The following is a 22,776-nucleotide window of genomic DNA, read 5'->3' as shown; positions in this document are numbered from 1 at the left end:
CGCCAGGCATCGTTGCTGGCGGGCTTTTTCTTTTAGGCTTTCACGCGTTGGATGTAGTCGCCAAATGCGGTCAACTGGCCGGTCAGATGGTCCAGCGTGCTTTGGTCAATCACTTCACCCGTCTGCGGATCCACCTTGTTTTGAATGACCCCGCCCATAAATTCCGGCTTGTTCATTACCATGGCGTCGAGGAACACCAGGATTTGACGCAGATGGTACTGGCAGCGCGCGCCGCCAATGGCACCCATGGAGCTGGTCTGGATCAGCACCGGTTTGCCGGATAATGGCTGATCGGGCAGGCGAGACAGCCAGTCGATGGCGTTCTTCAGTCCGCCCGGAACAGAATAGTTATATTCAGGTGTGACGATGACGACACCGTCAGCCTTTCTGATTTGCTCAGCCAGTGCTTCTACGCTGGCCGGAAAACCTTCTTCCTGCTGGAGATCGGCATCGTACAGTGGGATATCACCAATCGACGGTAACGCGCTCACTTCCATTCCTGCGGGAGCAATCTTGGGCAGTGTACGGGCAACCATTCCATTAAACGAACCTTTGCGCAGACTTCCCAGTAACGTAACAACATTCAATGTTTCAGACATGGTGACTCCTGTTTCATCATAAAGGTTAAATCAAAGCGTATGGCTTTTCGCTGCGCATAATTGAGAGAACCGGATCAGACGACCCGTTGGCTCATTGGCGCGAGTCTGGATATCAGGCAAACTTTTCCAGTCCTGTTTACCATCAAACTCCCAAACCTTGAGTTTTTCAATGGCTGGCGAAACCGCAACCGACCACACCAGCACATCTTCCGCATCGCAAATGGCTTCAATCTGCGCAACATGGGCACATTTCAGGCGTCCTGCGCCGGGTAAAAGCTGGAGTTCGCGCGGATCGTCATTGCATACATCGCCAGTGAGTTTGAGTACGCTCTGGCGCAATGTAATGAGCTGCGCGCGTGCTTCATTGGGGTCGTTTTGATTATTGATCCACAGGTTTTCGTTACTGGAGAAGCGCCACGTTTCCGCTGAATTTGGATTGTTAAACCCGCGGGTTGCCCGCTGAAGTTCCATATCCAGGCCGCACGTTCCTTCAGTCGTTAGCACAACGCCGACGATATTCCCGGCATAAGAGATCGAAAATCCCGGCAGATTCTTATCGCGAAAAACGGGCTTACCTTTCGCCTCAGTAACAATCTCAGGCAACGTGCTGGTGCCGTAAAGCATGAACATCAGTTCGGCGAGAAGACTTCGGGAGGCCAGGAAGCGTGTTCGGCGGTGGGCGGGTAGATCTCTTGCTTCAATGTGACATGGAGTAGGGAGACGAACTGAAACCAGGTGTCCCTCCGTAAGAATCCCTCTGGCAAAATGTGTCGCCATTTTTCGCTCCGTGATTAATGGTCCGTGATTATCACCAGAGTAACATTTACACGGCTTCCGGGCAGGCTTTGCTGCCCAAAAAGTAAGCGGAAATGGGATACATTACGCGATATTTACATTTCTGTTGCCAGAATGGTCGATTTTGAAACACCAAAATGACGGATCGTCAGGATATATCGCGATAAAGCGCCTTGATCGTGTCTTTTAGCCAGACGATCTTAGGATTGTGGCTGTTGCGTTTATGCCAAAGAAGAGTAAACGGTACGCGCATTTTTTCCAGTTGCGCCGTATCAAATGGCATCGGCCGCGCAACGAGTGGAAGCTGGTGGAGTTGGTTATAACGCTGGCAATAAACCGGTGCGGTGGCAATCAGCGCGTGATCCGGCTGCGCAGCCATAAACAGCGATTGTTCAAAACCAGGCAGACATAACGCGATATTGCGTGCGCGCCCCATTTCTTGCAGGACTTCATCCAGCGCCCAGGTATCGCTTTGCTCCCAGCTAATGCTGATGTGCGGATAACGCAGAAAGGTGTCCAGATTCCACTCTTCCTGCAGTGCGGGATGATCTTCACGTAGCCAGACGCAGGGCAGATCGGAAAACAGCACTTCATGGTCGATCGACAATGGCAACAAACTCAGCAGTTCTCGCGAACGCGGATGACTTTCGCGTCCGGTAAAGCCAATATCCACTTCACCGCGAATAATGGCATCCAGCGAATCATAGTCCCAGTTGCGTATTTTGATCGTCGCCTGAGGATAGCGCTGGTAAATCTGCCGGGAGAGTGCGTTGAACATGATCATCACCAGCGGCGTTTCGGCCACCAGATCAAACTTCAGCCCGCGCGGCGATTCATGGTGCGGCTTATCGAGCAGCTGATTGCCCATCTGCATCCATTCAGCCAGGCTCTGCTCCATGCTGACCATCAGCGGCGTCGGCGATAGCCCCAGCGGGGTGTTCACAAACAAGGGATCGTCAAACCAGGCCCGCAGCTTCGACAGCGACTTACTGACCGCCGACGGAGTGACGTTCATCCGTTTAGCGGTTTTAGTGACGCTGCGTTCCTGCATCAACAACTGCAGGCAGAGCAATAAATTAAGATCGAGACTGCTGAGGGATTTCTTCATGAGTTGGCGCGGACCGGTTAGGTGCAACAGTGATAATCAGCATGATACTCACTATGCTACAGCCAATCAGAATCCCGATCAGCATATTCAGCGCATCAAGGCCAAGAACAGCCGCCAGCCAAATCCACAGCGAGGAACCGCAAACCTGTGCAATACCTAATGCCGAGCTGGCGACGCCCGCGCGCAGCGAGAACGGTCCCAGCGCCTGGCTCATCGCAACACCGAAACCGACCGAGAATCCGGCGCAGATTAAGGTTAGCCCGAACAACGTTACCGCGTGTGAAGTAGCAAGGGTTAACACCACGCCAGCACACAGAAAGAGCACCTGCGAGGTCAGCATCATAACGCGAGGTTTAAACACGCTCAGAGCAAATGGCGTAGAGAAAGAGACCGCCATACTGATGCCAGCGGTCATGGCCATGGTAGTGGCGTACTCGCCGCGGTCGAAGCCCATCACTTCCATCAGCAGCACCGGAGACGTATTCACAAAGGTCAGGATCACCGACACGCTGAGGGTGGTAATGGCCAGACGGCTTAAGAAAAAGCGGTTTACCAGTGATTCGGTTGTGTGGTTCTTTTCCATCGTCGCCATAAGCGTTGCTGGGCGCGATTCTCGCAGGACAAACACCGACAGCAGGCAAACAGCCACACCCATTCCCATCATCGTGTAGAACAGGCTCTGCCACGGGTATTTGAGCATGATCAGATGCCCCATCACCGGAGCCAGCACCGGCACGATACAGGTAATACCGTTCAACAACGACAGTACCTTCGCCCGGCGACGATCGTCGAGCGTATCGCGCAGAATAGCGAAAGCCACCACATAACAGCAGCCGGCGCCCACACCCTGAATAAAGCGGCCTACCAGGAACGGCGTACCGCTCTCGGCAAATGAACACAGCGCAAAGGCGAAAATAAAGATGAGTGCACCGACAATGGCGACTGGTTTACGTCCTGACTGGTCGGCAACTTTTCCGGCGAAAAGCATCGCCGTCGCCATTCCCGCCAGATAAACCGAAAACGCGATATGCAGTTGCGCCTCGCTGGCCTGTAGATCGGCCGCAATACGGGGCAGCCCCACCAGATACATATCAATACCGGCAGGATAAAGAAGAACCAGGGCGAAACTGCAGATTAGAAAGCGTGTCATAGCGACCTCATGAGAAATGTGGCGCTAAGCATACGGTCAGAGAGTCAACTGCACGAGTTGCCATTTGGACAACAGTGATTTCCGCATGGGAAATTGTTGTTGCCGGATGGCGGTGTAAACGCCTTATCCGGCCTACAGGGCCTGTAGGCCCGGCAAGCATCGCGCCACCGGGCAATACAACGTTACTTACCAATACAGAAGCTGGAGAAAATTCGTCCCAGCAGATCGTCGGAGGTAAATTCCCCGGTGATCTCACTGAGGTTCTGCTGCGCCAGACGTAGCTCCTCTGCCAGCAATTCTCCGGCCCATGCGCCGAGAAGTTGGGCTTTACCCTGTTCAAGATGCTCCGCCGCTTCTGCCAGTGCCTGCAGGTGACGACGACGCGCCAGGAAGCCACCTTCCATATTGGTTTCAAAGCCCATGCTCTGTTTGAGATGGTTACGCAGTACGTCAACACCTTCACCGGTACGTGCGGAGAGACGAACCAGTGAGTGGCCATTTACTTCGCTAAGGCCCAGCGTCTCACCGGTAATATCCGCTTTGTTACGCACCACGGTAATCGGCAGTTTGGCTGGCAGACGGGCAATAAAGTCTGGCCAGATGTCAGCCGGGTCCACGGCGTCGGTGGTGGTGCCATCCACCATAAACAGCACACGGTCGGCTTGTTCGATTTCCTGCCAGGCACGTTCGATACCAATGCGTTCAACTTCGTCGCTGGCATCGCGCAAACCGGCGGTGTCGATGATGTGCAGCGGCATACCGTCGATATGAATATGCTCACGCAGTACGTCGCGAGTTGTCCCCGCAATGTCGGTCACAATAGCCGCCTCACGGCCTGCCAGCGCGTTCAGCAGGCTCGATTTCCCGGCGTTAGGGCGACCGGCAATGACTACCTTCATCCCTTCGCGCAGCAGGCTACCCTGACGCGCTTCGGCACGTACGGCATCAAGATCGCTGATAACGCTATTGAGCTGCGCTTCAATCTTGCCGTCAGACAGGAAGTCGATTTCTTCATCCGGGAAGTCGATCGCCGCTTCGACATAGATGCGCAGGTGAGTGAGTGCTTCCACAAGATGATTTACCCGTGCGGAAAATGCGCCCTGCAACGAGTTCAGCGCCGAACGTGCGGCTTGCTCCGAGCTGGCATCGATCAGGTCGGCAATCGCCTCGGCCTGGGCTAAATCGAGCTTATCATTGAGAAACGCGCGTTCGGAGAATTCACCCGGTCTGGCAATGCGCAGCCCGGGAATGGTCAGAATACGTTTGAGCAGCAGGTCAAGAATCACCGGACCTCCGTGGCCCTGAAGCTCTAAAACGTCTTCGCCGGTAAAGGAGTTCGGGCCGGGGAACCACAGGGCAATCCCCTGATCCAGCGTGCTGCCATCCGCGTCTTTAAACGGGAGATAATCGGCATAACGCGGTTTGGGTAGTTTCCCCAGTACGGTTTCTGCGACCTCACGTGCCTTCAGGCCGGAGATACGCAGGATACCCACGCCACCACGTCCCGGTGGGGTGGCCTGAGCGACGATGGTGTCGTTATGGCTCATGGTTTGTCTCTTCTTAATGCAATAAAAAAGGCGGTCTAATGACCGCCCTTCACTTTATGTTCCGTTTGCCGGATGGCGGCTTCGCCTAATCCGGCCTACACCGAATCAGGAGTTTTTCTTCTCGCGGCTATGCAGGCCACGCTTCTCCAGACCACGGTAAATCAGCTGCTGCTGAATAATGGTTACCAGGTTGCTGACGATATAGTACAGCACCAGACCTGACGGGAACCACAGGAAGAACACGGTGAAGATGACCGGCATAAAGGTCATGATCTTCTGCTGCATCGGGTCGGTTACAGTGGTCGGAGACATCTTCTGAATGAAGAACATCGTCACGCCCATCAGAATCGGCAGAATGTAGTACGGGTCCTGTGCAGACAGGTCATGGATCCACAGAGCGAACGGCGCATGACGCAGTTCAATGGAGCCCATCAGCATGTAGTACAACGCCAGGAAGATTGGCATCTGGATGATCAGCGGGAAGCAGCCGCCCAGCGGGTTAACCTTCTCAGCTTTGTACAGGGCCATCATTTCCTGACTCTGACGCTGTTTGTCATCGCCCAGACGCTCACGCATTGCCTGAATCTTCGGCTGCAGCATACGCATCTTCGCCATGGAGGTGTACTGCGCTTTGGTCAGCGGGTACATGATGCCACGAACGATAAAGGTGATAACGATGATGGAGAAGCCCCAGTTACCCAGGAAGCTATGGATCCACTTCAGCAGTTTAAACAGCGGCTGAGAAATGAACCACAACCAGCCGTAATCCACGGTCAGATCCAGGTGCGGTGCAACGGCCGCCATTTTATCCTGAATTTCCGGGCCGACCCACAGGGTACTGGTCATCGCGCCAGTCTGGCCAGGCTGTACCAGTACCGGCTGTGACTTATAGCCGATAGCGGCAATGCCGTTACCCAGGTTAGCGGTATAGAAGTTGTTGGTGCCGTCGTTACGCGGAACCCATGCCGTTGCGAAATACTGTTGCAGCATTGCGACCCAGCCGTCTTTAGCATTGACGTTCAGGTTTTCGTTTTCAGCAATGGTGTCGAATTTGTATTTCTCATACTTCTCATCCGGCGTGGAGTACGCCGCGCCGCGGAAGGTGTGCAGCGCAAAGTTGCTGCTACCTGTGTCGCGATGAGATGGCAGATTGATGGATTGCTTCAGCTGACCAAAGGTGGAGACTTCCAGCGGTTTTTCGCCGGCGTTCTGCACGCTGTAGTTAACGTTGACAGCATATTCACCACGCTTGAGTACAAACGTTTTAGTGAATGTGTTACCCGCTGCGTCAGTATAGGTCATCGGGATCTGCAGTTCGTTCTGACCGTCAGCCAGTACAAACGCGTCTTTCTCGACGTTGTACAGCGGACGCGGGCCGTTAGCCGGGTTATCCGGGCCGTCACGACCTGTCAGGCCACTCTGTGCCTGATAGATGAACTGTGGCGTGGTTTCCAGTAACTGGAACGGTTCGGTAGAACCGAGTTCTTTCGGGTAAGCTGGCAGTGAAGCCTGTTCCACATCACCACCACGGGTGTTGATGGTCAGATCAAGCACGTCAGTTTTAACCGTAATCAGTTTCCCCTGGCCACTGGCCGGTACGCCCTGGTCTGCGGCGCTACCCGCTGCGGTGGTCGTTGTCTGCGTGGTCTGTTGGGCCTGAGGTTGCGGGTTTTTATCCTGCTCCCAGGCTTGCCAGATCATGAAAGACACGAACAGCAAAGCGATGACTAAAAGATTGCGTTGCGAATCCATCGTTAGTGTTCTCTGGTATCAAATGGTCCGGGCGGGACGGGATCGTCACCACCAGGGTGTAAAGGGTGGCATTTTAATACGCGTTTCACCGTCAACCAACTGCCTTTTATCACTCCAAACCTGCGCAATGCCTCAATTCCGTAGCTCGAACAGGTTGGAGTGAAACGGCAATGCGGCCCAAGCAGCGGACTGATCAGGCGTTGATAGACCCGAATGAGGGCTATCAGGACCCGCGAGCCAGGCGACAATGGCGACGCCATAATTTTTCCAACGCTTCCGAGAGAGCACGGTTATCGAGGTCAGCAACCCCTTTTTTCGCCACCACCACGAAATCCATTGCTGGAAGCTCGTGCTGACGTAAACGGAAGCTTTCACGCGTCAGACGTTTAATCCGATTGCGTTCATGCGCACGTTTAACATTTTTCTTGGCGACTGTAAGACCGATACGGGGATGCCCCAGCGAATTCAGGCGGCCGAGAATGGTGATTTGCGGCGTGCCAGCCCGTTGTGGCTGCTGGAAGACGAATGTGAAATGAGTGGGAGTTAACAAACGTAACTCCCTGGGAAATGCGAGCTTAACCACTCAGGGGCTAGCTTTTATTACTTAGAAACGGTCAGACGAGAACGGCCTTTAGCACGACGACGTGCCAGAACCTGACGACCATTTTTATTAGCCATACGAGCACGGAAGCCGTGAGAACGGTTGCGCTTCAGTACAGACGGTTGAAAAGTGCGTTTCATGGCGATTTCTACCTAAACTTGAATAAATTCACTGACTTTTGCGTATACCCGAACGAATTTCGAACGACCTACGCCACAGTGTGGGTGATTAAAGAGGCCGGATTGTAATAATTGTACACTCCGGAGTCAATTCTCTTTCCTTATTTCCCGCTTTTTTCCGCATGGTTTCGCGTAAAAAACAGGCAGCGTTGACGCCGTAAGGCGACCGTTACTCGCTGGGGGTAAGAATTATACGGGCTGGTGGATAAAGCGCAAGGATCGCTCGGGATCTTTATTAGATCGTTTAAGCAGTAAAGCATCTTTACTCATTAATTTTTTCAATATGCGCGCTAAAACCTGCAGCACTTCTCCAGGATCGTTTACACTTAGCCGATTCTGGATCATCCTGTGGATAAATCGGGAAGAATCTGTGAGAAACAGAAGATCTCTTTCTCAGTTTACGCTATGATCCGCGGTCCTGATCGTTTCAATGGATCCTGATCGGGTAAAAATTGCAGATAGCAATTCGCACGTCACCCTTTGCATAGGGTCTTGTCGGTGTGCGTCAACAATCATGAATGTTTCAGCCTTTGTCATTTATCGACTTTTGTTCGAGTGGAGTCCGCCGTGTCACTTTCGCTTTGGCAGCAGTGTCTTGCCCGATTGCAGGATGAGTTACCAGCCACAGAGTTCAGTATGTGGATACGCCCATTGCAGGCGGAACTGAGCGATAACACGCTGGCTTTGTACGCGCCAAACCGTTTCGTGCTCGATTGGGTAAGGGATAAATACCTTAATAATATTAATGGATTACTCAATAATTTCTGTGGAGCGGATGCCCCACAGCTGCGCTTTGAAGTCGGTACTAAACCCGTCACGCAAACGCTGAAAACGCCGGTCAACAACGTTGTTGCGCCCGCCCACGTGACTCAGCAAGTGCAACCACAACGTGCTGCTCCGGCGGCGCGTCCAGGCTGGGATAACGTCCCGGCTCCGGCAGAACCTACCTATCGTTCTAACGTCAACGTCAAACACACGTTTGATAACTTCGTTGAAGGTAAATCTAACCAACTGGCGCGCGCGGCGGCACGTCAGGTGGCGGACAATCCTGGCGGCGCCTACAATCCGTTATTCCTTTATGGCGGTACGGGTCTGGGTAAAACCCACCTGCTGCACGCTGTAGGTAACGGCATTATGGCGCGTAAGCCAAACGCCAAAGTGGTGTATATGCACTCCGAGCGTTTTGTGCAGGACATGGTCAAAGCCCTGCAAAACAATGCGATCGAAGAGTTTAAACGTTACTACCGTTCCGTTGACGCGCTGCTGATTGACGATATCCAATTCTTCGCGAATAAAGAGCGATCGCAGGAAGAGTTTTTCCACACCTTTAATGCCCTGCTGGAAGGCAATCAGCAGATCATCCTGACCTCGGATCGCTATCCGAAGGAGATCAACGGCGTTGAAGATCGTCTGAAATCCCGTTTTGGCTGGGGACTGACTGTCGCGATCGAACCGCCTGAACTGGAAACGCGTGTTGCGATCCTGATGAAAAAAGCCGACGAAAACGACATTCGTCTGCCGGGTGAAGTAGCGTTCTTTATTGCCAAGCGTCTACGCTCTAACGTACGTGAGCTGGAAGGCGCACTGAACCGCGTGATCGCCAACGCCAATTTTACCGGCCGGGCGATTACTATCGATTTCGTGCGTGAAGCGCTGCGCGATCTGCTGGCTTTGCAGGAAAAGCTGGTCACCATCGACAATATCCAGAAGACGGTGGCGGAGTATTACAAAATCAAAATTGCGGATCTGCTTTCTAAGCGTCGATCTCGCTCGGTAGCTCGTCCGCGCCAGATGGCGATGGCGCTGGCAAAAGAGCTCACTAACCACAGTCTGCCGGAAATTGGCGACGCGTTTGGTGGGCGTGACCATACTACCGTGCTTCATGCCTGCCGCAAGATTGAGCAGTTGCGTGAAGAAAGCCATGATATTAAAGAAGATTTCTCCAATTTAATCAGAACATTATCTTCGTGACGCTATGAAATTTACCGTTGAACGTGAACATTTATTAAAACCGCTTCAGCAGGTCAGCGGCCCGCTGGGTGGACGTCCTACACTGCCGATCCTCGGAAACCTGCTGCTGCAGGTTGCTGACGGCACCCTTTCGCTTACCGGTACCGATCTCGAAATGGAGATGGTGGCGCGCGTGGCGCTGATCCAGCCTCATGAACCTGGTGCGACCACCGTTCCGGCGCGTAAATTCTTCGATATTTGCCGTGGATTACCAGAAGGGGCGGAAATTGCCGTTCAACTGGAAGGCGACCGTATGCTGGTGCGTTCTGGCCGCAGCCGTTTCTCGCTGTCTACGCTGCCTGCCGCCGACTTCCCGAATCTGGACGACTGGCAGAGCGAAGTCGAATTCACCCTGCCACAGGCGACAATGAAGCGCCTGATTGAAGCCACGCAGTTTTCGATGGCGCATCAGGACGTGCGTTACTACTTAAACGGCATGCTGTTTGAAACCGAAGGGGAAGAGTTGCGTACCGTGGCGACCGACGGTCACCGCCTGGCTGTCTGTTCAATGCCTGTCGGCCAGCCGTTGCCTAGCCATTCGGTGATCGTACCGCGTAAAGGTGTGATTGAACTGATGCGTATGCTCGACGGCGGCGATAACCCGCTGCGCGTGCAGATTGGCAGCAACAATATTCGTGCGCACGTTGGTGACTTCATCTTTACTTCCAAGCTGGTTGACGGTCGTTTCCCGGATTATCGCCGCGTATTGCCGAAGAATCCGGACAAACATCTGGAAGCCGGTTGCGATATCCTCAAACAGGCGTTTGCGCGTGCGGCGATTCTCTCCAACGAGAAATTCCGTGGCGTGCGTCTGTATGTCAGCGAAAACCAGCTCAAAATCACTGCCAACAACCCGGAGCAGGAAGAAGCAGAAGAAATTCTGGATGTTTCCTATCCTGGTACTGAACTGGAAATCGGCTTTAACGTTAGCTATGTGCTTGACGTTCTTAACGCGCTGAAGTGCGAGAACGTACGTATTCTGCTGACCGATTCCGTATCGAGCGTACAGATTGAAGATGCAGCGTCACAATCTGCAGCCTATGTCGTCATGCCTATGCGCTTGTAAAGAATATCGGGCTATCTTACTTGTTATTCTGGCTCCGGGCAGTGCTCGCAATCCTCACGTACTTCAGTACGCTCCGGTTGCTGTGCGCTGGCCGTAACCAGACTAACTGCGACGATAACGCCCTGGTTATGAGTTGATATGTCGCTATCCCGACTCCTGATTAAAGATTTCCGCAATATTGAAAATGCGGATCTCGCTTTATCTCCCGGCTTTAACTTTCTGGTTGGCGCTAACGGCAGCGGCAAAACCAGCGTGCTGGAAGCCATCTATACGCTCGGCCATGGTCGGGCGTTTCGCAGTTTGCAGATTGGCCGCGTGATTCGCCACGAGCAGGAGTCGTTTGTTTTACACGGGCGTTTGCAGGGTGAAGAACGTGAGACGTCGATTGGCCTGACGAAAGACAAACTGGGTGACAGCAAAGTGCGCATTGACGGCACTGACGGGCACAAGGTCGCGGAACTGGCGCACCTGATGCCGATGCAGTTGATCACGCCTGAGGGGTTTACTTTACTCAATGGCGGCCCCAAATACAGAAGAGCATTCCTTGACTGGGGATGCTTTCACAATGAAGCCGGATTTTTCACCGCCTGGAGCAACCTGAAGCGACTGCTCAAGCAGCGCAATGCAGCGCTGCGTCAGGTGAGTCGTTATGAGCAACTGCGCCCGTGGGATAAAGAACTGATCCCACTGGCGGAACAAATCAGCGCCTGGCGCGCGGAGTACAGCGCTGGTATCGCGCAGGATATGGCGGATACCTGCCAGCAGTTTCTTCCCGAGTTTTCTCTCTCCTTCTCTTTCCAGCGCGGCTGGGAGAAAGAGACAGATTACGCCGAAGTGCTGGAACGTAGTTTTGAACGCGATCGCATGTTGACCTACACCGCGCACGGTCCGCATAAGGCGGATTTCCGCATTCGCGCCGACGGTGTGCCGGTGGAAGATACGTTGTCGCGTGGGCAGCTAAAGCTGCTGATGTGCGCCTTACGTCTGGCGCAAGGGGAGTTCCTTACCCGTGAAAGCGGGCGGCGCTGCCTGTACCTGATAGATGATTTTGCCTCTGAACTGGATGACGCGCGTCGCGGACTGCTGGCCAGCCGCTTAAAAGCCACGCAATCTCAGGTCTTTGTCAGCGCAATCAGCGCTGAACACGTTATAGACATGTCCGATGAAAATTCGAAGATGTTTACCGTGGAAAAGGGTAAAATAACGGATTAACCCAAGATAAAATGAGCGAGAAACGTTGATGTCGAATTCTTATGACTCCTCCAGTATCAAAGTCCTGAAAGGACTGGATGCGGTGCGTAAGCGCCCGGGTATGTATATCGGCGACACGGATGACGGCACCGGTCTGCACCACATGGTATTCGAGGTGGTAGATAACGCTATCGACGAAGCGCTCGCGGGTCACTGTAAAGATATCGTGGTAACGATTCACGCTGACAACTCCGTGTCCGTTACCGATGATGGCCGTGGTATCCCAACCGGTATTCACCCGGAAGAGGGCGTTTCGGCAGCAGAAGTTATCATGACCGTTTTGCACGCAGGCGGTAAATTCGATGATAACTCCTATAAAGTTTCCGGCGGTCTGCACGGTGTGGGTGTTTCCGTCGTTAACGCCCTGTCACAGAAGCTGGAACTGGTGATTCGTCGTGAAGGCAAAGTGCATCAGCAAACTTACGTGCACGGTGTGCCGCAGGCGCCGCTGGCAGTAACTGGCGAAACAGAAATGACGGGGACTCAGGTCCGTTTCTGGCCAAGCCACGAAACCTTTACCAACGTCGTTGAGTTCGAATACGACATTCTGGCGAAGCGTCTGCGTGAGCTGTCATTCCTGAACTCCGGCGTCTCTATTCGTCTGCGCGACAAGCGCGACGGCAAAGAAGACCATTTCCACTACGAAGGTGGCATCAAGGCGTTTGTTGAATACCTCAACAAAAACAAAACGCCGATCCACCCGAATATCTTCTACTTCTCCACCGAAAAAGACGGTATCGGCGTTGAAGTTGCGCTGCAGTGGAACGATGGTTTCCAGGAAAACATCTACTGCTTCACCAACAACATTCCGCAGCGTGACGGCGGTACTCACCTTGCAGGCTTCCGTGCGGCGATGACCCGTACCCTGAACGCCTACATGGACAAAGAAGGCTACAGCAAAAAAGCCAAAGTCAGTGCCACCGGTGACGATGCCCGTGAAGGCCTGATTGCCGTTGTTTCCGTGAAGGTGCCGGATCCGAAGTTCTCCTCACAGACCAAAGACAAGCTGGTCTCTTCTGAGGTGAAATCGGCGGTAGAACAGCAGATGAACGAACTGCTGAGCGAATACCTGCTGGAAAACCCGTCTGACGCGAAAATCGTCGTCGGCAAAATCATTGATGCTGCGCGTGCTCGTGAAGCTGCACGTCGCGCGCGTGAAATGACCCGTCGTAAAGGCGCGCTGGACTTAGCGGGTCTGCCGGGCAAACTGGCGGACTGTCAGGAACGCGACCCGGCTCACTCTGAACTGTACCTGGTGGAAGGGGACTCAGCGGGTGGCTCTGCGAAGCAGGGACGTAACCGTAAGAACCAGGCGATTCTGCCGCTGAAGGGTAAAATTCTTAACGTTGAGAAGGCGCGTTTCGACAAGATGCTCTCTTCTCAGGAAGTGGCGACGCTGATCACCGCGCTGGGCTGCGGCATCGGTCGCGACGAGTACAACCCGGACAAACTGCGTTATCACAGCATCATCATCATGACCGATGCGGACGTCGACGGCTCGCACATCCGTACGCTGCTGTTGACCTTCTTCTATCGTCAGATGCCGGAAATCGTTGAGCGCGGCCACGTTTACATTGCACAGCCGCCGCTGTACAAAGTGAAGAAAGGCAAGCAGGAACAGTACATCAAAGACGATGAAGCGATGGATCAGTACCAGATCTCTATCGCCCTTGATGGCGCCACGCTGCACACCAACGCCAGCGCACCAGCCCTGGCGGGTGAAGCGTTAGAAAAACTGGTTTCTGAATACAACGCGACGCAGAAAATGATTGGCCGTATGGAACGTCGTTTCCCGAAAGCGCTGCTGAAAGAACTGGTTTATCAGCCGACGCTGGCTGAAGCCGATCTGGCTGATGAAGCGAAAGTCACTGCCTGGGTGTCCCAGCTGGTTAACGTGCTGAATGAAAACGAAGTTCACGGCAGCACCTGGAATAGCTTTGTGCGTAAAGACGCTGAACTGAATCTGTTCGAGCCGGTGATCCGCGTGCGTACCCACGGCGTTGATACCGATTATCCGCTGGAGCATGAATTTGTGACCGGTGGCGAATACCGTCGTATTTGTACGCTTGGCGAGAAGCTGCGTGGACTGATCGAAGACGATGCGTTTATCGAACGTGGCGAGCGTCGCCAGCCGGTTGCCAGCTTCGAGCAGGCGCTGGAATGGCTGCAGAAAGAGTCACGTCGCGGCCTCGCTATCCAGCGTTATAAAGGTCTGGGCGAGATGAACCCGGAACAGCTGTGGGAAACCACCATGGATCCGGAAAGCCGTCGTATGCTGCGCGTTACCGTGAAGGATGCGATTGCTGCCGACCAGCTGTTCACCACGCTGATGGGTGATGCCGTTGAACCGCGTCGCGCGTTTATCGAAGAGAACGCCCTGAAAGCGGCGAACATCGATATCTAACATGTATCTCAGGCCTGCTCCTGTAGGCCTGATAAGCGAAGCGTCATCAGGCAGTTCGTTTACGTTTGCCGGCTCAGGCCTTATCCGGCCTACCATCGATTGTCAAAAGGGGAATCTCGATTCCCCTTTCTATCCCCCTTTTCGTAGCTGTTTTTTGAGCGGAATCGCGTTAGCATGAGGACGGACTCATTTAATCCGGGGAACTCATGGCTATCAAACTTATTGCTATCGACATGGATGGCACACTTCTGCTGCCCGATCACACCATTTCACCTGCGGTCAAAACGGCGATTGCCGCAGCGCGCGCGCGTGGCGTGAATGTGGTGCTGACCACGGGACGCCCGTATGCCGGCGTTCACAGCTATCTGAAAGAACTACATATGGAACAGCCCGGTGACTACTGCATTACCTACAACGGTGCGCTGGTGCAGAAAGCTGGAGATGGCAGTACCGTAGCGCAAACTGCGTTAAGCTATGACGATTATCGCTATCTGGAGCAGCTTTCCCGGGAAGTTGGCTCACATTTCCACGCCCTCGATCGCAACACGTTGTATACCGCGAACCGTGATATCAGCTACTACACGGTGCACGAATCGTTTGTCGCGACCATCCCGCTGGTGTTCTGTGAAGCCGAGAAAATGGATCCAGAAACCCAGTTCCTGAAAGTGATGATGATTGATGAACCGGAGATCCTCGATAAAGCCATCTCGCGCATCCCAGCAGAAGTAAAAGAGAAGTACACCGTATTGAAAAGTGCGCCGTATTTCCTCGAAATCCTCGATAAACGCGTCAATAAAGGCACTGGCGTAAAATCGCTGGCCGATGCGTTAGGTATTAAAGCCGAAGAGGTGATGGCGATAGGCGATCAGGAAAACGACATCGCGATGATTGAATACGCAGGCGTGGGTGTTGCCATGGACAACGCTATTCCATCAGTCAAAGAAATAGCCAACTTCGTGACCAAATCCAACCTCGAAGATGGCGTCGCGTATGCCATTGAGAAATTTGCGCTGAATTAAGAAATTATGGGCAAGTGCCTTGTTTCATTTGCCCTGTTTCAGCCATGATTTGTGGTGCTGAATGGTCTCCCTGGGGAATATGCGCCACGCCGCTGCGCATAATCCATTTACGGGAAAATGCCGACGTCAGGGCTCGGCTTTTCAGGATTTTGCCATACAGTTTGAGACGTAACCTGTGGGTGGCTTTACGGTAAGCGTGATTCATATCTGGCGTATCCCGCAGCAGTACTGATTTGAGGATCTCCGCGCTGTCCAGCGCATAGCTAATCCCTTCCAGCGAGCTGGCGCTGATAAAACCGGCCGCTTCGCCAATCAAAAACGCATTGTCTTCACCGCAGACGAAATCCTTCCAGCGTGAGGGGAACAGCACCGTACATTTTTCACTTTTCACCGGTTTGCCGAACTGGAAATGGAACGCTTTCAGCTTCTCCTTCAGCGCGTCAAAGCGTGCCTGTCCGTCCTTCATGGGGTAGGCGCCACCAAAGATAAAATAGCCATCTTTGCTGATACTCCATGAATAACAGTCAGTTGCATCGTTATCAAAAATACAGGAATAGAACGGCACAGGATGTTTCTCCGCAAACCATTGTTGAATAGCGACATATTTACGGATTTGGTGCTGGGGATAGAGATGACGGCGCACCAGTGAATTCGCACCGTCTGCCCCCACCAGATAACGCGCGGTGATCTGCTGCTCCCAACCGTCGGCGCGGAAGATAACATGCCATTTATCGCCCTCGCGCCAGATTTTCCGACACAGGCTGTCGTGGTACACCTGCACATCATCAGGGATGAGAGATTTAAGCCATAAATCAAAAGCATGGCGGTTGATATTAATGTAGCTGCGCTGGTAGTTACGCGTCAAAGAAGCGGCAACATCAATAGTTTTAACGCTAAAAATCTGCGGGTTGGCGATGACATCAACGGGTAAGGTTATACCATCGCGGATAAACGAACGCTGGGCGTCCGGGGCCAGCAGACCGCCGCAGGGTTTAGTGAAACCTTCGTTGCCGCACTGGCGTTTTTTATCCAACGCAATCACGCGCATTTTTCCGCTCAACTGCCGCGCCAGCGCTGCGCCTGCCGGACCTAATCCGATAATCGCCACGTCAAAATGTTCCATCTTTCTGTCCGCAAAAATGAAGATGGCGATACGCTAAAGCCTGAAAGTGAAGTGCTTGTGAAGTATGATTGCTTTAATCGTCTTGTATCAGGGCATCCCATGAAGCAAATCACCTTTACGCCGCGTAATCATCAGCTTACCAATATTAACACCTGGACACCGGACAGCCAGTGGCTGGTCTTTGATGTGCGTCCTTCTGGCGCCTCCTTTACCGGTGAAACAATTGAGCGCGTCAATATCCATACTGGCGAACTGGAGGTGATTTACCGGGCTACTCAGGGAGCGCACGTTGGCGTGGTGACCGTTCATCCAAAGTCGGAAAAATATGTATTCATTCATGGGCCTGAAAATCCTGATGAAACATGGCATTACGACTTCCATCATCGTCGTGGGGTGATTGTTACGCAGGCTGGGGTGGAGAATCTGGATGCGATGGATATTACCGCGCCGTACACGCCAGGCGCGCTGCGTGGCGGGAGTCATGTGCATGTCTTTAGCCCAAACGGTGAGTTTGTCAGTTTCACCTATAACGACCATGTTTTGCATGAGCGCTCGGCGGCGCTGGATTTACGCAACGTCGGCGTGGCTGCACCGTATGGGCCGGTGAAGGTCTTCGCGCAGCATCCGCGTGAATACAGTGGCAGCCATTGGTGCGTGCTGGTGAGCCAGACGACACCAACGCCAAAACCGGGTAGCGATGAGATTAACCGTGCCTATGAAGAGGGCTGGGTAGGAGAAAACAGGCTGGCGTTTATCGGCGATACGTTGTCAGTGAATGGCGAAAAAGTACCGGAATTGTTTATTGTCGATTTGCCACTGGATGAAAACGACTGGAAACAGCCGGGGGACGCGCCTCTGGAGGGGACTGACATGACCATGCCTGCGCCGCCATCCGGTATTTGTCAACGTCGCCTGACGTTTACCCATGAGCGCGTCTTCCCGGGGCTAGTGAATCAACCTCGCCATTGGGTACGCAGTAATCCAAAGGCGTCTGAGATTGCGTTTTTAATGCGTGATGACAGCGGTATTGTGCAGTTATGGCTGATTTCCCCACAGGGGGGAGCACCGCGTCAGCTTACCCAATGCACTACGAATATTCAGTCAGCCTTAAACTGGCACCCATCGGGGAAATGGCTGGGATTTGTACTGGAGAACAGAATTGCTTGTTGTGATGTTCAAACGGGCAAGATTGATTTTTTAACGGAACGGCATGGTAACCCGCCGTCGGCCGATGCGATCGTCTTCTCCCCTGATGGTCGACAGGTTGCGTGGATGGAAGACGTCGAGGGTTTCCGCCAGCTGTGGGTGACTGAAACCGGGCGTTAACTTATGGAGCGGACATTTCTGCCGGGGGAATAACGGCGTTCGTGGCCTGGGTTCTCTCCTCGCTCTTTTCTACGCGGGATCTCACCGAGTTGTCTTTGCGAAAGAGATCCCACGGTAGCAATACCGTATCGAGCACCGCGGTGAAAGGCATATCCAGAATCGCCAGTGACTTGGTTCCCCAGTTCGTATCACTTTCGCTAATCATTGTGGCACTGGCTCGCGTGCCAGGATATGTCCCTTCTTTGCCACCGGTATGCGACATGATGCTGGAACAGCCGCTTACAAACGCCATCCCACTACACATCGTCAGTGTTACCAACATTTTTTTAATCATCATTTATTCATCTGTATTTATCGTGTTTGCATGGTGAGTTAAAGCGATCCGTTGCGAAAATAACATCACCATTTCGTCGCACTGTGGCGGCCATCGCGATTTAACGAGAACAACTGCTCCCCCCAGTGTATGCAATAGACAACAAACTGCAAAAAAAGTCAGATGAATACGCTTGAAAAGTTTGTATTAAGACCCATTTTTAGAGTGTAGACAAATGAAGGGCATGCCTGATGGGTGTCCTGGCTACCTGACCTGTCCATGATGGAAGGTCAATTATTCTCGCTGATTTCAGGAGCTATTAATTATGCGTAACTTTGATTTATCCCCGCTGTACCGTTCTGCTATTGGTTTTGACCGTCTGTTTAACCTGCTGGAAAATAATCAGGGCCAAAGCAATGGCGGCTACCCTCCGTACAACGTTGAGCTGGTAGACGAAAACCATTACCGCATTGCAATTGCCGTTGCAGGTTTTGCTGAAAGCGAACTGGAAATTACTGCCCAGGATAATCTGCTGGTGGTGAAAGGCGCCCATGCGGACGATCAAAAAGAACGTACTTACCTGTATCAGGGTATTGCCGAGCGCAACTTCGAGCGTAAGTTCCAGTTAGCGGAGAACATTCATGTTCGCGGCGCAAACCTGGTAAATGGTCTGCTGTATATCGATCTTGAGCGCGTGATTCCTGAAGCGAATAAGCCGCGCCGCATCGAAATCAACTAATTCTATAGGCCGCTTCAGGCGGCCTTGCTAAGTCATCGGCTTGCCGTCAGGGAGCCGAAAGGTACCTACTCGCTTCTTAGAAGGAGATTATTATGCGTAACTACGATTTATCCCCACTGCTGCGTCAATGGATCGGTTTTGACAAACTGGCCAATGCTTTGCAAAACACTGGTGAAAGCCAGAGCTTCCCGCCTTATAACATCGAAAAGAGCGATGATAACCACTACCGCATTACCCTTGCGTTAGCCGGTTTCCGCCAGGAAGATTTGGATATTCAACTGGAAGGTACGCGCCTGACCGTGAAAGGTACGCCGCAGCAGCCGGAAAAAGAGACCAAATGGTTGCACCAGGGGCTGGTCATTCAGCCGTTCAGCCTGAGCTTTACGCTGGCTGAAAATATGGAGGTCTCCGGCGCAAGCTTCACTAACGGCTTGCTGCATATCGATTTGACCCGGAATGAACCTGAAGCCATTGCTCCACAACGTATCGCTATCAGCGAACGCCCCGCATTAAATAGTTAAATAGCTCCATGCCTTTGCCCCGCCAGAAATGACGGGGCTTTTTTGTGCTTTACCACCCATACATTGCGACTGTACTCTGCGAGAATCCATTTACTTAATGATGTTATTCACAGGGAACAGGATAATGAGTGATATAGCATTGACGGTCAGCGTTCTGGCATTAGTGGCGGTTGTCGGATTATGGATCGGCAACGTAAAAATACGTGGTGTGGGTTTTGGCATCGGAGGTGTACTGTTCGGCGGTATTATTGTCGGGCATTTTGTCGATCAGGCAGGGATGACCCTGAGCGGCGATATGCTGCATTTTATTCAGGAATTTGGCCTGATCCTGTTCGTCTACACCATCGGTATCCAGGTCGGACCGGGCTTTTTTGCGTCATTGCGCGTTTCGGGCCTGCGGCTGAATCTGTTTGCCGTGCTGATTGTCATCATGGGTGGCCTGGTCACCGCGATTCTGCATAAGCTTTTTGCCATTCCTCTTCCCGTGGTACTGGGTATATTCTCCGGGGCGGTCACCAATACCCCAGCGTTGGGTGCCGGGCAGCAAATTCTGCGCGATCTGGGTACCCCTGGCGATGTGGTAGACCAGATGGGGATGAGCTATGCCATGGCTTATCCTTTCGGCATTTGCGGAATTTTACTCACCATGTGGCTGATGCGCCTTATTTTCCGCGTTAACGTCGATGCTGAAGCCCAGCAGCATGAATCCACGCTAACCAACGGGCACGCACTGATTCAGACGATGAACATCCGTGTGGAAAACCCAAACATCAACAATATGGCAATTCAGGATGTCCCGATTCTGAACAGCGACAAAATCATCTGCTCGCGTCTGAAACGGGACGAGACATTGATGGTGCCGTCGCCAGGGACAGTTATCCAGATGGGCGACCTGCTACACCTGGTCGGGCAGCCAGCCGATCTGCACAACGCGCAGGTGGTGATTGGTCAGGAGGTGGACACATCGTTGTCGACGCGCGGGACTGATTTACGCGTTGAGCGCGTGGTGGTGACCAACGAACAAGTGCTGGGTAAACGTATCCGCGATCTGCACTTTAAAGAACGTTACGACGTGGTGATCTCCCGCCTGAACCGTGCGGGGGTTGAACTGGTAGCCAGCAGCGACGCTAGCCTGCAATTCGGGGACATCCTCAATCTGGTTGGGCGCCCTTCGTCGATTGACGCCGTTGCTAATGTTGTCGGTAACGCGCAGCAAAAACTGCAGCAGGTGCAGATGCTGCCGGTATTTATCGGTATCGGACTGGGTGTTCTGCTGGGGTCAATCCCGCTGTTTATCCCGGGTTTCCCGGTGGCGTTGAAGCTGGGGCTGGCCGGTGGGCCGCTGATTATGGCTTTGATTCTTGGACGTATTGGCAGCATCGGTAAGCTGTACTGGTTTATGCCTCCCAGCGCTAACCTGGCGCTGCGAGAGTTGGGTATCGTACTGTTTCTCGCGGTGGTTGGTCTGAAGTCAGGCGGTGATTTTGTTCATACCCTGACGCAAGGCGATGGTCTGAGCTGGGTGGGCTACGGTATTTTCATTACCGCGATTCCGCTCATTACCGTGGGCTTGCTGGCACGGATTTTCGCCAAAATGAACTATCTGACGCTGTGCGGCATGCTGGCCGGCTCAATGACCGATCCTCCTGCGCTGGCGTTTGCTAACAACCTGCATGCCACCAGCGGGGCGGCAGCGCTCTCCTACGCCACCGTTTATCCGCTGGTCATGTTCCTGAGGATTATCACCCCGCAACTGTTGGCGGTGATCTTCTGGGGAATGGGTTAAAGCGTTAAACCCAGTCTAATAAATTGCTCTGCTGGAGCGTCGCTCTCTTTTAGTAGACGTACCAACAGGGCAATCATCCGCTCCTCCACCTCTTTATCATCGATTGGCGTAAGCTGTTGCGGGTCGGTGTGCAAATCGAACAACAAATGGCCCGTGCGATTGATTCCTGGGTATTTCTCTCGGGACGGAATACGCAACGTTTTAACCCCTTTGGTAAAGCTAAATGGAGGGGACAGTGTTAACGACTGTAATTCCGCCACATCAAAGCGAGTATTCATCTTGATTGGCATCAGGGTGTAGTTCGCAATGTCATTCTCACGTCCGGGTAGCGCCGCGCGCATATAGACATAGCGGCCATCGGTGACATTGACATGCCCACTGAAAACGCCAAACAGGGCCGCATCACGGACTGGAGTGTCATCCGCAAGGATTTTCGCCAGTGGATGACCCTGCACATCAGCAGGGATTGGTTGGTTAAAGAACTCCAATAGTGTCGGCGCCCAGTCAATCATCTGAACCAGAGCGTTACGTTGAACACCCCGCTGACCACCACGTGGGTCCCAGATAAATAAAGGATTGTTTGCCACTTCGTTGTAGTACGGCATCTGATTTTTTGCCCACCACCCATGCTCTCCAAGTAGGAAACCATGGTCGGTACCGACAATGAGCATCGTGTCGTTCCACATGTCAAAACGGTCCATCAGGTCGAGAATACGTCCCAGATTGCGATCGCACATTGACACAAGGGCCCGATATCGGCAGCGAATATGCTCTACCGCCTCTGCGCTTTCTTCAACCTTGCCCCTGGGCCAGTCGTAATGTGGGCCATCCCAGGGATCCTGATACAAGGAGAGATACTCTTCGGTTGTATAAAAAGGTTCATGCGGATCGAAGGTTTCGACCTGCAACAACCAGTTGTCCTGTTTAGCGTTTTTTTCGAGGAATTCACATCCCGCGGTAAAGACGCAGGTTTGCGGGAAGTCTGCTTCCTGCTGTATGTAATTTCGGTTTACCCAGTCATGTCGCCATAACCCTGAAACACCTCCACCGGTCTGTTTCTGGGGCACGCGTAACACCTCAGGAATAGCGGGATCTGCAACACTGGCTTTCCAGTGATCGCCTTCCTGACCACGAATGATTTCCCAAGAGCTGTAGCGGTTATGATAGTTACCACCGCCGTCCTCCCAATAATGCAGATGGTCACTGATTAGATGTGTGTAGACCCCCGCTTTTTTCAGTAACTCTGGCATTGAGTCGTCAAATGGCTCCAGTGGTCCCCACTCCCGGTGCAAAAAGTTATGTCGACCTGTGTGCAATTCTCGACGGGCTGGCATACAGGGCATGCTGCCAACATAACTGTTGTTGAACGTCGTACAGTGTGCGGCCAGGCGTTGGAAGTTGGGAGCCTGGGTGATCATATCGCCATAAGGTGGCAGATAATGTTTATTCAGGCTGTCGAATAGCAGGATAATCGCTTTCATCACTGC

Annotated in this window: 22 protein-coding genes and 1 other annotated feature; of the genes, 9 read left to right on the top strand and 13 right to left on the bottom strand. The window is 52.9% G+C overall.

The annotated features are described in order from the left end of the window. Nucleotides 1-32: 32 nt before the first annotated feature. The 10 genes from OGV57_RS23500 to OGV57_RS23870 all read right to left on the bottom strand — a co-directional run bounded on the left by OGV57_RS23500 (nucleotide 33) and on the right by OGV57_RS23870 (nucleotide 8,001). A complete protein-coding gene (locus OGV57_RS23500) occupies nucleotides 33-599 on the bottom strand; it encodes an NADPH-dependent FMN reductase (protein ID WP_003023832.1) in 567 nt (188 codons plus the stop codon). Nucleotides 600-629: 30 nt separating this feature from the next. After that, on the bottom strand, nucleotides 630-1,376 hold the full coding sequence (locus OGV57_RS23495) for a 4'-phosphopantetheinyl transferase family protein (protein ID WP_054528912.1): 747 nt from the start codon (nucleotides 1,374-1,376) through the stop codon (nucleotides 630-632). Nucleotides 1,377-1,542: 166 nt separating this feature from the next. After that, nucleotides 1,543-2,502 carry an HTH-type transcriptional regulator YidZ gene (gene yidZ, locus OGV57_RS23490; RefSeq protein ID WP_003023837.1) on the bottom strand — a complete coding sequence of 320 codons (960 nt, stop codon included), beginning with the start codon at nucleotides 2,500-2,502 and terminating at the stop codon, nucleotides 1,543-1,545. Beyond that, entirely contained in the window at nucleotides 2,471-3,652 is a 1,182-nt protein-coding gene (locus OGV57_RS23485) for an MFS transporter (protein WP_286531758.1), read from the bottom strand. Before OGV57_RS23485 ends, yidZ begins: the two co-directional genes overlap by 32 nt. 182 nt (nucleotides 3,653-3,834) lie before the next feature. Then, on the bottom strand, nucleotides 3,835-5,199 hold the full coding sequence (gene mnmE / locus OGV57_RS23480; RefSeq protein WP_003844431.1) for a tRNA uridine-5-carboxymethylaminomethyl(34) synthesis GTPase MnmE: 1,365 nt from the start codon (nucleotides 5,197-5,199) through the stop codon (nucleotides 3,835-3,837). 105 nt (nucleotides 5,200-5,304) lie between these two features. Beyond that, nucleotides 5,305-6,951, bottom strand: a complete 1,647-nt coding sequence (yidC, locus tag OGV57_RS23475) for a membrane protein insertase YidC (protein WP_003023844.1) — start codon at nucleotides 6,949-6,951, stop codon at nucleotides 5,305-5,307. A gap of 2 nt (nucleotides 6,952-6,953) precedes the next feature. Then, a complete protein-coding gene (gene yidD / locus OGV57_RS23470) occupies nucleotides 6,954-7,211 on the bottom strand; it encodes a membrane protein insertion efficiency factor YidD (RefSeq protein ID WP_003023846.1) in 258 nt (85 codons plus the stop codon). Continuing rightward, nucleotides 7,175-7,534 carry a ribonuclease P protein component gene (gene rnpA / locus OGV57_RS23465; RefSeq protein WP_003844432.1) on the bottom strand — a complete coding sequence of 120 codons (360 nt, stop codon included), beginning with the start codon at nucleotides 7,532-7,534 and terminating at the stop codon, nucleotides 7,175-7,177. The genes yidD and rnpA overlap by 37 nt, the downstream gene beginning before the upstream one ends. A gap of 17 nt (nucleotides 7,535-7,551) precedes the next feature. Continuing rightward, entirely contained in the window at nucleotides 7,552-7,692 is a 141-nt protein-coding gene (gene rpmH / locus OGV57_RS23460) for a 50S ribosomal protein L34 (protein ID WP_003023858.1), read from the bottom strand. Nucleotides 7,693-7,920: 228 nt separating this feature from the next. After that, entirely contained in the window at nucleotides 7,921-8,001 is an 81-nt protein-coding gene (locus tag OGV57_RS23870) for a hypothetical protein (RefSeq protein ID WP_418222139.1), read from the bottom strand. A gap of 297 nt (nucleotides 8,002-8,298) precedes the next feature. On the opposite strand from OGV57_RS23870, the gene dnaA reads away from it, so the two are divergent. The 5 genes from dnaA to yidA all read left to right on the top strand — a co-directional run bounded on the left by dnaA (nucleotide 8,299) and on the right by yidA (nucleotide 15,481). Beyond that, a complete protein-coding gene (gene dnaA / locus OGV57_RS23455) occupies nucleotides 8,299-9,702 on the top strand; it encodes a chromosomal replication initiator protein DnaA (RefSeq protein WP_003023861.1) in 1,404 nt (467 codons plus the stop codon). Between the two features lie 4 nt (nucleotides 9,703-9,706). After that, nucleotides 9,707-10,807, top strand: coding sequence for a DNA polymerase III subunit beta (gene dnaN / locus OGV57_RS23450; protein ID WP_003023863.1), 1,101 nt, complete (start codon nucleotides 9,707-9,709; stop codon nucleotides 10,805-10,807). Nucleotides 10,808-10,945: 138 nt separating this feature from the next. After that, complete coding sequence (recF, locus tag OGV57_RS23445) at nucleotides 10,946-12,019, top strand: DNA replication/repair protein RecF (protein ID WP_054528911.1); 1,074 nt, start codon at nucleotides 10,946-10,948, stop codon at nucleotides 12,017-12,019. A gap of 28 nt (nucleotides 12,020-12,047) precedes the next feature. Continuing rightward, entirely contained in the window at nucleotides 12,048-14,462 is a 2,415-nt protein-coding gene (gene gyrB / locus OGV57_RS23440) for a DNA topoisomerase (ATP-hydrolyzing) subunit B (RefSeq protein WP_003844435.1), read from the top strand. A gap of 206 nt (nucleotides 14,463-14,668) precedes the next feature. Beyond that, entirely contained in the window at nucleotides 14,669-15,481 is an 813-nt protein-coding gene (yidA, locus tag OGV57_RS23435) for a sugar-phosphatase (protein ID WP_003840602.1), read from the top strand. A 4-nt stretch (nucleotides 15,482-15,485) separates the two neighbouring features. Here the strand turns inward: yidA and cbrA are convergent, their stop codons facing one another. Beyond that, on the bottom strand, nucleotides 15,486-16,604 hold the full coding sequence (cbrA, locus tag OGV57_RS23430) for a colicin M resistance lipid reductase CbrA (RefSeq protein ID WP_032937118.1): 1,119 nt from the start codon (nucleotides 16,602-16,604) through the stop codon (nucleotides 15,486-15,488). 99 nt (nucleotides 16,605-16,703) lie between these two features. On the opposite strand from cbrA, the gene OGV57_RS23425 reads away from it, so the two are divergent. Then, nucleotides 16,704-17,930 (top strand): YidR family protein, encoded by a 1,227-nt coding sequence (locus tag OGV57_RS23425; protein ID WP_032937120.1) that lies wholly within the window; start codon nucleotides 16,704-16,706, stop codon nucleotides 17,928-17,930. Nucleotide 17,931: 1 nt separating this feature from the next. Here OGV57_RS23425 and OGV57_RS23420 read toward each other — a convergent pair whose 3' ends face one another. Beyond that, nucleotides 17,932-18,264, bottom strand: coding sequence for a YceK/YidQ family lipoprotein (locus OGV57_RS23420; RefSeq protein ID WP_003023879.1), 333 nt, complete (start codon nucleotides 18,262-18,264; stop codon nucleotides 17,932-17,934). A 238-nt stretch (nucleotides 18,265-18,502) separates the two neighbouring features. After that, nucleotides 18,503-18,575: a sequence feature (ROSE (Repression Of Heat Shock gene Expression) occurs in the 5'-region of heat shock genes and acts as an RNA thermometer to modulate expression.), on the top strand. On the opposite strand from OGV57_RS23420, the gene ibpA reads away from it, so the two are divergent. The 3 genes from ibpA (at nucleotide 18,569) to OGV57_RS23405 (ending at nucleotide 21,289) form a co-directional block, all read left to right on the top strand. Then, the gene (gene ibpA / locus OGV57_RS23415) at nucleotides 18,569-18,982 is read left to right on the top strand and encodes a small heat shock chaperone IbpA (protein ID WP_003023882.1); all 414 of its coding nucleotides are present in this window, start codon (nucleotides 18,569-18,571) and stop codon (nucleotides 18,980-18,982) included. Its footprint overlaps the feature before it by 7 nt. A gap of 92 nt (nucleotides 18,983-19,074) precedes the next feature. Beyond that, complete coding sequence (ibpB, locus tag OGV57_RS23410) at nucleotides 19,075-19,503, top strand: small heat shock chaperone IbpB (protein WP_003840609.1); 429 nt, start codon at nucleotides 19,075-19,077, stop codon at nucleotides 19,501-19,503. A gap of 124 nt (nucleotides 19,504-19,627) precedes the next feature. Continuing rightward, nucleotides 19,628-21,289: a putative transporter gene (locus tag OGV57_RS23405; RefSeq protein WP_044714262.1), complete on the top strand. Its 1,662-nt coding sequence runs from the start codon at nucleotides 19,628-19,630 to the stop codon at nucleotides 21,287-21,289. Here the strand turns inward: OGV57_RS23405 and OGV57_RS23400 are convergent. Beyond that, complete coding sequence (locus OGV57_RS23400) at nucleotides 21,286-22,770, bottom strand: sulfatase (RefSeq protein WP_003844439.1); 1,485 nt, start codon at nucleotides 22,768-22,770, stop codon at nucleotides 21,286-21,288. The two genes, OGV57_RS23405 and OGV57_RS23400, sit on opposite strands and share 4 nt — an antisense overlap. Between the last annotated feature and the right edge of the window lie 6 nt (nucleotides 22,771-22,776).

Origin of the sequence: Citrobacter sp. Cf087 (assembly GCF_030334285.1) — a bacterium.
Lineage (GTDB): Bacteria > Pseudomonadota > Gammaproteobacteria > Enterobacterales > Enterobacteriaceae > Citrobacter > Citrobacter freundii.
The sequence above is the reverse complement of the archived record's forward strand: the minus strand, read 5'-3'. Positions and strand labels throughout refer to the sequence as shown.